This is a genomic window from Chitinophaga pinensis, from assembly GCF_007896845.1.
GTDB classification, from domain to species: Bacteria; Bacteroidota; Bacteroidia; order Chitinophagales; family Chitinophagaceae; genus Chitinophaga; species Chitinophaga pinensis_C.
In genome coordinates this window covers 1-10948 of the sequence record NZ_VOHS01000083.1, presented here as the reverse complement: position 1 = coordinate 10948, position 10948 = coordinate 1, and the positions used below count along the sequence as shown (strand labels likewise).

General features: G+C 45.6%; 14 protein-coding genes. 4 read left to right on the top strand and 10 right to left on the bottom strand.

The genetic code is table 11. The features are described from left to right. Window positions 1–368 precede the first annotated feature (368 nt). The 5 genes from FEF09_RS32410 to FEF09_RS29580 all read right to left on the bottom strand — a co-directional run bounded on the left by FEF09_RS32410 (window position 369) and on the right by FEF09_RS29580 (window position 2627). The gene (locus FEF09_RS32410; RefSeq protein ID WP_261387933.1) at window positions 369–524 is read right to left on the bottom strand and encodes a sulfatase-like hydrolase/transferase; all 156 of its coding nucleotides are present in this window, start codon (window positions 522–524) and stop codon (window positions 369–371) included. Between the two features lie 340 nt (window positions 525–864). Continuing rightward, window positions 865–1428, bottom strand: a complete 564-nt coding sequence (locus FEF09_RS29595; RefSeq protein WP_146308441.1) for a response regulator transcription factor — start codon at window positions 1426–1428, stop codon at window positions 865–867. Next, window positions 1425–1691, bottom strand: coding sequence for a sensor histidine kinase (locus FEF09_RS29590; protein WP_261387937.1), 267 nt, complete (start codon window positions 1689–1691; stop codon window positions 1425–1427). Before FEF09_RS29590 ends, FEF09_RS29595 begins: the two co-directional genes overlap by 4 nt. 38 nt (window positions 1692–1729) lie before the next feature. Continuing rightward, the gene (locus tag FEF09_RS29585) at window positions 1730–2074 is read right to left on the bottom strand and encodes a sensor histidine kinase (protein WP_146308437.1); all 345 of its coding nucleotides are present in this window, start codon (window positions 2072–2074) and stop codon (window positions 1730–1732) included. Between the two features lie 106 nt (window positions 2075–2180). Further along, window positions 2181–2627: a hypothetical protein gene (locus FEF09_RS29580; protein WP_146308435.1), complete on the bottom strand. Its 447-nt coding sequence runs from the start codon at window positions 2625–2627 to the stop codon at window positions 2181–2183. Window positions 2628–2980: 353 nt separating this feature from the next. Between FEF09_RS29580 and FEF09_RS29570 the strand changes: the two genes are divergently transcribed. From FEF09_RS29570 to FEF09_RS29555, 4 genes are read left to right on the top strand one after another with little or no spacing between them, the layout of a single operon-like run. After that, window positions 2981–3868 (top strand): TonB-dependent receptor plug domain-containing protein, encoded by an 888-nt coding sequence (locus FEF09_RS29570; protein ID WP_186774623.1) that lies wholly within the window; start codon window positions 2981–2983, stop codon window positions 3866–3868. After that, on the top strand, window positions 3865–4431 hold the full coding sequence (locus FEF09_RS29565) for an outer membrane beta-barrel protein (RefSeq protein ID WP_146308429.1): 567 nt from the start codon (window positions 3865–3867) through the stop codon (window positions 4429–4431). The genes FEF09_RS29570 and FEF09_RS29565 overlap by 4 nt, the downstream gene beginning before the upstream one ends. After that, on the top strand, window positions 4344–4835 hold the full coding sequence (locus FEF09_RS29560; protein ID WP_146308427.1) for an outer membrane beta-barrel protein: 492 nt from the start codon (window positions 4344–4346) through the stop codon (window positions 4833–4835). The genes FEF09_RS29565 and FEF09_RS29560 overlap by 88 nt, the downstream gene beginning before the upstream one ends. Then, on the top strand, window positions 4832–5152 hold the full coding sequence (locus FEF09_RS29555) for an outer membrane beta-barrel protein (protein ID WP_146308425.1): 321 nt from the start codon (window positions 4832–4834) through the stop codon (window positions 5150–5152). Before FEF09_RS29560 ends, FEF09_RS29555 begins: the two co-directional genes overlap by 4 nt. 94 nt (window positions 5153–5246) lie before the next feature. Here FEF09_RS29555 and FEF09_RS34270 read toward each other — a convergent pair whose 3' ends face one another. The 5 genes from FEF09_RS34270 to FEF09_RS34255 form a co-directional block, all read right to left on the bottom strand. Then, window positions 5247–6020 carry a hypothetical protein gene (locus FEF09_RS34270; RefSeq protein WP_261387932.1) on the bottom strand — a complete coding sequence of 258 codons (774 nt, stop codon included), beginning with the start codon at window positions 6018–6020 and terminating at the stop codon, window positions 5247–5249. A gap of 146 nt (window positions 6021–6166) precedes the next feature. Beyond that, window positions 6167–8470, bottom strand: coding sequence for a TonB-dependent receptor (locus FEF09_RS29550; RefSeq protein ID WP_261387931.1), 2304 nt, complete (start codon window positions 8468–8470; stop codon window positions 6167–6169). A gap of 858 nt (window positions 8471–9328) precedes the next feature. After that, window positions 9329–9691, bottom strand: coding sequence for a hypothetical protein (locus tag FEF09_RS34265; RefSeq protein WP_409994910.1), 363 nt, complete (start codon window positions 9689–9691; stop codon window positions 9329–9331). Window positions 9692–9931: 240 nt separating this feature from the next. Further along, complete coding sequence (locus FEF09_RS34260) at window positions 9932–10087, bottom strand: hypothetical protein (RefSeq protein ID WP_409994909.1); 156 nt, start codon at window positions 10085–10087, stop codon at window positions 9932–9934. A gap of 43 nt (window positions 10088–10130) precedes the next feature. Beyond that, window positions 10131–10523 carry a glycoside hydrolase family 127 protein gene (locus FEF09_RS34255; protein WP_261387934.1) on the bottom strand — a complete coding sequence of 131 codons (393 nt, stop codon included), beginning with the start codon at window positions 10521–10523 and terminating at the stop codon, window positions 10131–10133. Window positions 10524–10948 lie beyond the last annotated feature (425 nt).

Genomic DNA, 10948 nt, shown 5'->3' with positions numbered 1-10948 from the left:
CGGTTTGCCTGCAAAGGCCAGTGTGCAGCCGTGTAAGCAGATACATAAAGAACGGTTTCGCCGGATCGCTTTCTTTAATAAAACGGATGGCTTCACGCGTTACTGCATCGGTATAGAAATAGTTTCCGGTTTATATTCAGGATCTGTCGCAGGTGTGATCAGCTGATTGCCCGGCATAAGGTAGCAGGATCATAATAGCTGCCAGCACCCCTGTATTGTACCATAGAATTTATCAAATCGCACGTTGTAAAGGCCAGTTGTCCAATGGACCATCCTGCCGGATCCCTGACTGACATGCCATTTACCCACCATCAATGTGGTATAAACCTGCTGGCTTTACCACCTCTGCCATCGTTACGGCATGTTACTCAGTCCGCCTGATATCCTTCCAATCCGGCATCTTTATCTCTCATCCAGCCCATTCCTGCCTGATGCGGATATAATCCCGTAAGCAGGGAAGCCCTTGACGGGCAACAACGGGCAGTATTATAAAACTGTGTAAAACGCAAACCGTTTTTATGCAACTTATCAAGATTGGGAGTATGGATCTCGCTGCCATACAACCCAGATTCTGAAATATCCCATATCATCACTTAATATCACGATAATATTCGGCCGCTTAGCCGCCTGCTGTGCAGACACTTCGAACCATACACTCAGGCAGGTAACAGGAAGAATACCTTTTTCATACGATAGAATTTATCACCAGAAGGCCAAATTAGTAAAACACTTTGTCAAATGCTAACATATCAATTTGTTACCCCACGCCTCTGATACTAAGGATCTGAATACCCGGTTCATCTTTCAGTAATTTACGTATATGCGTCATGAACGTCCATACTACGGGTATTGTAATAGCTATCGTCATCCAGATCTTAAACAGTGCTTCCTGTCTTTCCAGAATATCGTTTTTACGCGGATTAGCATTTCCAGTAAAGCAGATTCTTTAAAAGATAAAGTATGCTTGCCTCCGGAGGTCACTAATGTCTCGTACGGTATCCAGTGTACAGCTACCAAATGATACAGTGTTTCCTTCTCTGCTGCTTTCTGCTGTGGCGCACCGGAAAAACGGTACAATAAAGCCTCTATACGCACCAGCAACTCCTCCATACTAAAAGGCTTCTTTAGATAGTCATTTCCACCGGTCTTAAAACCTTTCACCACATCTTCCGTCAGAGACTTGGCACTCAGGAAAATGATAGGTACCTGATGATCCAGCATTCTGATCTCTTCAGCAATGGTATAACCATCTTTGGAAGGCAGCATGATATCCAGCACACAGATATCGGGCTGAAAGGTTTCAAATGCGGATAATGCCTTCTTTCCATCCGTGATCAGGTGTACTTCATAACCACTTGCTTTCAGGCCATCGCTGACAATGCGTGACAGAAATGGCTCGTCTTCTACATATAATAGTTTATAACTCATGTTGCTGCCGGTAAACTGATCATAAAATCACTTCCCTTTCCGGGTTCGCTTTTCACCGTAATCGTACCATTCAGACGGGTGATGATACTTTTGACGTAGTTCAATCCCAGTCCGGATCCCTTTACATCGTGGATATCTCCTTTCACAGGAACCCGGAAGAAGCGGTCAAATATTTTATCATGATAGATCTTATCAATGCCGGGGCCATTATCCCTGAAATGCACCACTACCCGATCATGCACCACTGCACAGCTGATCTCCAGTTCAAGCGGCGCTATGGCATACTTAATCGCATTTTCGATCAGGTTATACAGACATTGGTCAGGTGTACCGGATCTCCATATACAAAACAGGGTTCAGGTGACAGGTCGAGTTTACACACCGCGCCTGCATTGGTCAGTTGTAATTCCATCGAACGGACTACATCCTGCAGACCGGTCTGCACATCATACAGCACCATATTCAAAGGATAATCAGCATCCTGCTCCCTGCTGAGATTCAATACCTTTTCAATCATGAGATTCAGGCGTTGCAGTTCCTGCCGGCCAATAGACAGATATTCTTCGAGCTTCTGCGGCTGTTGTACCAGATCATACCGGGTGATAGATTCCAATGCGAGGGCGACTGTCGCAATAGGCGTTTTCAGTTCGTGGGTCTATTACTCGTAAAGGCCACTCTGGCCTCTGCATATAAGCGTTGATTGCGCATCAGTCGTATGATAAAATAAAAGGCAGTACAGGTCAGGACGACCATCAGCAGGAAGAGAGCAAATAATAACGCATCTGATACCACACATATCCGGTAATAGATTCTACCTGTATCTGACAACGTCGCCTGTATTCAAGATTATACGTATACAGCTCACTGACATAACCCGGGCTTTCAGGGTCTCTCATTACCCCAATTTTATCCCCTAAGTCGCTCAATATGATATGAAACTTACTGTTCAGACCAATCTGCTGCAATCGCACCCTGACAGTGCTATCCATCATGCGTAATATCATCGAATCCAGACCGGGTAACTCCGGCGAAGAATAATACCTTCCGGACTTACGCCTTTTGCTGGCTTCGCTGCCTGGGCGGAAGAAAACAAATTTAAAAATGATATAGGTGGTGTCCTTACTATCATCTGACATATCGAAGGCTTTATACATGTTAGGCGCTCCGAGTCCGTCAATCCTTGTCGCAACTGTATCCACTCAGGTGACAATAAAAACGCCGGTAAAGTGTATCCTTTAGACCAAGATACCGCGCACTTTCGTAGGAAACCTCCTTTGCCGAATTATTAACAATCTGCTCTATCTGCTCACGGATATGCGACCGCTGTTCGGTAAACAATTGTCTTAACCACGCGATTTGCAGCACTATGCTGACAAGCACCGAGATGATCACAAGTGGATAAGCGTATTTTGCAGAAAGCCATTTCATAACCCGAAAATAGCCTTTTTATCACGTGCTTATGCAGATCAGGAGCGGATTTAACTTTATTTAACCGAACTTAACTTTCATTTACAGGCCGTCGGAATACGTTTGCATCACAAAATCACCAATGATGAAAACGATTCTATACATACTCATACTGACCGGCTTTACGATTTCGGCTATAGCACAGCAAACCCGCCCGGATACCATGAAAGTACAGCAGCTGAAAGATATTGTGGTGACCAGCCGTCCGCCACAAGTGGAACACAGGAGCGATAAAGTCATCTTCAACGTACAAAACAGTATCCTCGCCAGCGGCAGCACTGTCTGGGATGCATTGCGAAAAGCCCCCGGTATACAAACCAACGATAACGGACAGGTAACACAGGGGACAAAGAGTATGACTGTTTACATAGATGGGAAACAGGTACAGATGACCGGAGAAGATCTTACCGCCTATCTCAGCGGATTACCGGCTGATAATATCTCCAAAATAGAGATCATGCGCACTCCTTCCGCCAAATATGATATACAAGGTGGTGGTATTGTGAATATCATCACCAAAAAGTCAAAGGCGCAGGGTTTCAACGGGACTATCAATGGCGCCTATACACAAGCTACATTGGGTAGCCAGACCGCCGGTGGTACCTTCAACTACAAACAAAATAAATTGAATATCTACGGCAATTACGGCTTTACCAATAAAAGTATCAGACGCCTGATGAATGCCTATACTATTTACGAAACACCTGATTCCTATTCTGACTGGCGAAGTAAACGTACCATCGATCCGGTGAATAAAAGTCATAGTTACCAGCTGGGACTTGACTATGATATCAACCCTCGTCAGGTGTTTGGTTTCCGGGTAACCGGCTTTAATTCCAACCGCGAAACCAACTCAAAGATTATCACCAATGTATTCAATGACCATGTATCTTCAGCTGATTCTACGCTCTATACCAACGGCCGTTCAAACGGCACCAGCAACAATTACAGCTTCAACCTGAACTACAAATAAAACTTGACAGTGCAGGCAAAAGCCTTAATATTGATGTTGACTATGTACCTTACTCCAACAATAGCCGGCAGTATGTCAATGCCCTGACTTATATACAGGACAAGAACGTCAATAACAATTTTAACATATTCACACCATCCACACAACGTGTCAATATATGGTCGGGAAAAGCAGACCTGACTTATAAAATTGCCGGAAAATGGGATATGGAATCAGGGGTAAAATACACCAGTATTGCCTCAGACAACCTGTTCCTGTACAACAATGTGCTGGAAGGCGGCTTATCCCCGGACGACAGTAAAAGTAATAACTTCAAATACACTGAAAATACAGCTGCCGCATACACCAGTATCAGCGGTACCCTTGGCAAGTGGGACCTGCAGGCAGGATTAAGAGGAGAACAAACCCGTACCACCGGTAATTCCATTACACAACAACTTATCACCCGTAAAACTACCTCCGCTTATTCCCTACCCTGTTCATTACCTATAAGGCATCAGAGGATCATGTATTCAGTTTCAATTACAACAGCCGCATGGAACGTCCGGCCTATATGCAGCTGAACCCTGCCAGATCGTACAGTAGTCCTTACAGTTTCCAGCAGGGTAATCCGGCTCTGCGACCTGCTATATTTACAAGCGGTACATTGAGTTACACCTTTAAACAAAACTATACGCTGACTGCTTCCTATTCAAAACTGAAAGACCTGGTCAGTAACGTAACTGTACAGGATAATATCAGCAAAACATTTTACGACACACAGCAGAACCTTGATAATATCGAAGACTTTACCATTGGCTTTATGACGAGCCTCCGGCCAACCGACTGGTGGGATATGAATGTAACAGTTGAGGGAGCTTACCGCAGACAGCACTCCATGTTTTCGGATGGTTATTTTGGTTCCGACAACTATATCGCTTATCTGAATACCACCCAGTCTTTTGTTCTCAGCAAAAACAAGGCATAAAAGCAGAACTCTCCGGCAGATATGAATCGCCTGTTTATCAGGGTGTATATCATGTAGACAGGACTTCGGATATCAGCTTGGGATTCAGTAAATCTATATTAAAGCAACAGGGCACCATCAAACTCGCTTTTGCAGACATCTTCTACAAGAACCCGTACATACTGGATATTGCCTACCTGCAACAACGTAATGGTATGATACAGAAGAATGACACCAGAAACGTATCGGTAGCTTTCTCTTATAAGTTTGGGAAGAACACCTTCTCTTCGCGTAAAAGGCAGACGGCAAGTGAGGAAGAAAGAAAAAGAGTCAACTAAAAAATTAAGACTTAAGCATTGGAGAACAATTTTCTTCAATGCTTAAGTCTTAATTTTTAATGCTTATTTACTTATTCTATACAAGCAATAATCATCAGAAGATATATCTCGCACCTACCTGTAGCTGCCATCTTGAAATCAGGTCAGGGTTGGTAATAAAAGTACTTCTTTGTGAAGGATCGAACTGATAGATTGCTTTACCATTCGTTTCTCTTCCGGCAAAGCCCAGCGGCTGATAATAACCACTGTTACTCGCATATTTACGGAGTCCCCATTTACTGCTGATCAGATTACCCAGATTCACCACATCAAGACTGAGCTGTATAGTGCTGGTCTTCTCTTTACCTTTGAAATTGAAGTCCTGTAATATGCGCATATCGATCTGACTGAACCATGGTGTTTCACCTGCATATTTACCTGTATACTGACCACGATGGCTGCTCAGGTATTTATCCTGACTAATGAATGATTCCAGTGCAGCGCCTTGTGCGGCTGCATTCTGTGTATTACCATCTGCATCTGTCAGTGTGGCAAAACTCATATTCCTGATCTCTGCGGCAGTAGGCACATACATCAGGTCATTCGCAGCAGAACCATCATTATTCAGATCACCGCCGTATACATAAGAGAAGCGGTTACCGCTGGTCCAGTTGGCAAAGAAGGATACAGTCGTTGCATATTTGCCTTTACCATATTCAAACTTCTTGATACCTGCCAGAGTGAAACGATGTTTGTTACCATACAGGGAAGTTGACTCCACTGCTCTGTTGGCATTGCCTAACACCGGATTACGATCGAAAGCATCTCCGGAGATCTCTGCTGAAATAGAACTTGCATCTTTTGCAATCAGGAAGTTATAACCAAACATGAAAAAGTAGCCTTTACCAAATGTCTGTTGTGCCTGAAAAGTAGCATTATAAGAGTAGCCTGCTTTTACATTGGTAAATACATAAGTAGCGGTACTTCCTTTATCCGCAGCCTGATAGATTTCGCGGTTATCGCCGGTACCAGAGTTCAGGTACCGGTTGGTGTACCCAGACCAAAATCACGTACCATCATGGAATTGATATCTTTTGAATAGGCGAAATCTCCGGTCAGTACTGTTCCCGTAGGCAGTTTATAATCCAGACCGATATTGGAACGCCAGATCTGCGGCCATTTAAAGTTATGCGCCGTTACGTTGTAATAACCGGTGAAAGGGTTACCGATGGCATTACCCACCCATACAAATGGGAAGCGGCCTGTAAACAGCCCCGTACCACCGCGCAATTGCACGGTTTTATCTCCTTTGATATCCCAGTTAAAACCTAAACGCGGAGAAACGAGGATCTTACCGCTTGGTGTGCTGGTATTGTCGATTGTCTGTCCCGGACCATTCTTTACCGGATTACCATTTTCATCAAACAGTGTCAGGTTATCTGCATTCGGTACAGTGGGAGAACCCGTTACGAAACTACCTGCAAATGTGCCGTCCTGATTCACGTTCGGACTACTATAACTGGCTTTAGACGGGAAGTACAGCGCTTTGTCGAAACGCACGCCATAAGTCAGTTTAAAATTGCTTGCTACGCTGAATTCATCCTGCAGATAAGCAGATGCCTGTCCTACGGTCAGGTAATACCACGTCCATTGGTCAGCCGCTACACGATTCTTTGCATAAGTGACATTTGCATCGTATTGTCCGGTCTGCACATTATTCAGGAAAGTAGCAATATCTACTCCTGAGAACACAGTGAAACCAAAGCCTGTCAGATTAAAAGAGTTACCAAACTTAAACTGTTCATAAGAAGCGCCTATGGTCAGCGTATGTTTCGGCAGGATGATGTTGAAGTTGTCCGTCAGCTGCAAGGCATCCTGATTCAGGCGGTTGTTGATAGAGAACGGTTCATATCCTGCAACAATGTATGGGACGTTATATTTCGTGATATTCAGCACCGGGAATGGTGAGGAGAACGGATCACGTTTATCTCTGAAGCTGGTGAATACAGCCCTGAATTTATTCGAATAGGTATCATTAAAGTTAGACTTCAATTCCAGTCCGAAGGAATGCAGTTTATTGATCATCTTATAACCGGAATTACGGAATTGCAGGGTAATAGCGTCCGGTCCGCGGCGGTTGATCGCATTCGGGTGTGCACCTTTTTCCTGCGATGCATCCAGTCCGTTATAAGTAAATGACAGCGTATGTTTGCTGTTGATCACCCAGTCCAGTTTTGCCAGCCACTTATAATTCTTCCGTTTATATTCATAGTCCTGATAAGGTCCTGTCACGTATCCAAAGCGGTCACTCAGTGCATCGCTCACTGCCACCAGATCAGATTCCAGCACACGGGATGTGGTTACATCTCCGGCGTTACTGTTATTTCTCGCCACATAAGCGCTCGCACCATCTGTACGTTGTTCTGTTTCGAAGTTCACGAAATAGAACAGTTTATCTTTTTTGATCGCGCCACCCAGTGAGAAGCCACCCTGAAAGTGATCAAGGGTCGGTACCTTAAGTTTTTGTCCGTCGATCTTATCACCGGAGATCGCATCATTTCTGTAAAATGCGTATACGGTTCCGGCAAACTTATTACTACCACTCTTTGTCACGGTGTTAACACCAGCACCGGTAAATCCGGATTGTGTCACGTCATAAGGCGCGATATTGATCTGTATCTGATCGATCGCATCCAGCGAAATAGGTTGCGCGTTTGTTTGTCCGCCGGGAGCTGGTGCATCCAGTCCGAACGGATTATTAAACACGGCCCCATCCAACGAAAAGTTATTATACTGTCCGTTTCTGCCGGCAAAGGAAATACCGTTATACGTCGGTGATGCAGATGGTGTGATACGCAGGTAGTCATCTGCCGAACGTGATATTGTAGGCAGCTGCCGGATCTGTTGTGCACTGATATTGGTAGAAGCGCCGGTACGCTGGTCATTGAAAATAGTGGAGCGGCCGCTGATCACTACTTCATTTAACTTACCCGTCGATTCGGAGAGACGGAGATCGAGTGCGGTGTTTTGTCCGAGTGTGAGGAATACACCCGTGGCAGTTTCTGTGGCGAAACCGGTATATGAGGCAGTAACGGTATATGGTCCGCCTACACGAAGATTGGGTACAACGAAGCTGCCGTCTGATTTTGTGACCAGTCCTTTGTTGATACCCGCGTCGGCGAAGGTCACCCTTATAGTCGCACCGGGTAATGGCTGGCCTGCTTCGTTTTTGACGATACCGCTGAGAGTAGCGGTCGTTACCTGGGCTTGCGCCTTCAGTAGCAGAAAACAGGCAATGAATAAGCTTCCTAATAGCTTAGTTAGATTTGGTTGATGCATCTTATATAAATTGGGTGGATAAAAAGCTGTTACAAATAAAACCGCAAACGCCCTCCCACAAGCCCAAACAACCTATACAAGTTACTTCAAATTTTGCGTATTGGGGTCAGTATATCTACTGAAATTTCAGTTTTAGAGGGGTTGTTTGGATATATAGTGAAAATCATCAGGTGTGTTACTGGCTTGAGTAGTTTCAGATGGATGGTTTTTGAGGTTTTGCTCAAGGCTTGCATCATGGGAAATGTGGTATTACGAGACTATTAATCTCTTTGGGGTGTGGAGTTGGGCTGACGACGGTGGTCCAGTGTGGGAGCCCTGGCTGACGCGCTCCGAAGCGGATGGCTATGGGGCGGGGGGTTGTCGGGTTGGGCAGTGGGGGTTGATTAGGTTTTGGGGGCGGGGGCTCAGCTTTGCTTCTAAGCGCTAAGGCCAGGTCTCTCCACCTGGAACCACCTGGGCTTGTACACTGACTGACTGTTTTAGGGGAGGGTTGTTTTATTGTGTTTCTTTGTTTGTTGTTTGATATTGGCTTATTTGTGTTAAAATTGTATCAGTTTGTTTTGGATGGATGTTTACTGGATGCCGGTTTGATAATACTCATCTTACGTTAATCCTACGTTTATGAACGTAGGATTAACGTAAGATGAGTATTATCAAACTAATATCTGAACAGGATATAAGCAGGCATGTCGATGAATCCTTTTCACAACCTTGAGAGGTAATGACTCATTGGCTTATACTTTTTTAACACTTTTAATTGGTAGTTTGTAATTCATCATTAATCCCCTATTTCCTCCAACACACATTATTTTATCTGGCACGTCTGTCCTGTTTCACTTAACTCTTAGTTCCTCCCTATTAGTTCCTTCCTATAGGTAGCCAGACGCTCATGTCACTCTGGCCCCTGTTTGCCCACGCGTAGTAGGGTATTAAGGTGATGGTGTGAGGGCGGGAATCGTTATTTAGAGGCTGATAGAGCCCCTTATTCCAGTTAGTGGGATGCAGGAGGCGGGCTTCGCCTTCGAGGGCCATAATGCGCCCGTTTGCGATTTGCATGGGGCGGGGCCGGAAATGGATGTCGGAGGGGATCAGGATGTTGCTCAGGGACTGGTCTTTTAAATCGGGGGATTCAAGACAGTATACGACGGGGCCTCTCTTGATGGCGACCTGATTGCGGGTCTCCTCTATGAGGGGATTCGCAGTGAGCAGGGTGGCCGGCATGTCGAGGGTGAGGGTGATCCGGTCGCCGGACTTCCATTGGCGCGTGAGCTTGTGGTAAGAGGCGGGGGTGATGGATGAGGTGGATGATGTAGACGAAGCAGATGAGGATGAGGGGGATGAGGTGGATGAAGCAGATGAGGGGATGACCGGGCGGCAGATTGATTGATAGCCGGTGTGACAGTTTTACCGTTGATGGTAATGCCTGCCTGCCGGCACCAGCCGGGTATCCGGAGGGCAATGTCAAAGGGCTGCGCCGGTGCTTCTTTGATCGTGATTGATAGTGCCATCCCAGGGATAGTCCGTCTGTTGCTCCAGACTGAAGGCACTGCCGTCCTGTAGGGTGGTTTTTAGCAGATTGCCGCCATATAGGTCGATGTAGATACCTGTATCGTCCATGCTATAAAAGTAGTTGCTGACCTCGGCGATGGTGCGGACCGTATTAGGCGGACAACAATTTGACAAGGCAATGTAAGGTTGCCGGCCACCATCCAGCGGAGCTGGTAGGGAAAGTCACGGGAAGCTGCCAGCGGATTCGTATAGAAAAAATCCTCTCCGTCATACTCACACCACTCAGGATACTATTGTACAGAGTCAGTTCTACGATATCAGCATACTTTGCCTCTCCGGTCAGTTCCAGCATCCGACGGTTCCATAACAGGTTGCCGATATTGGCACAGGTTTCATTGTGGGCGGATAAGTTGGGTAGCTGATAGTTTCTGCCATATGACTGATGCACTTTCTGTACCGTATCAGGATTATAAGAAATACCATCCACAGATACCCCATCGTACAAAGCGCCACAACCACCGGTCACATACATCTTCTTATTAATAACGTCATCCCAGAGCAGGTTTAATGTACGTAACAGTGAGGTATCGCCGGTTCGGCATATACATCTGCCACACCGGCCAACAGATAATGGCTCTTACAGCATGTCCTGCTATTCTTTTCATGTCACGGAAAGGGACACGGTCAGAGTTATCGTCCGTACCTTCTGTTAGTCCGCGGATATCAATAAGTTTACGGGCAAGTGCAAGGTACTTTTGTCCTTCGTCGTTCTGTAAAGCTCTGTGATACCCATGTAATGAGAAGGACAGATGGCATTACGGGCCTGTTCCGGATGGCACTATTATAAAAGTCTATCAGGAAATCAGTGGCTTTCTTTGCCACTTCCAGCAGATTGATTTTACGGTAGCCCTGTAGTGAACGCAGGCGGCTGTCATCAGGTGACCAAAATTATAGGCCTCAAACTAAGCT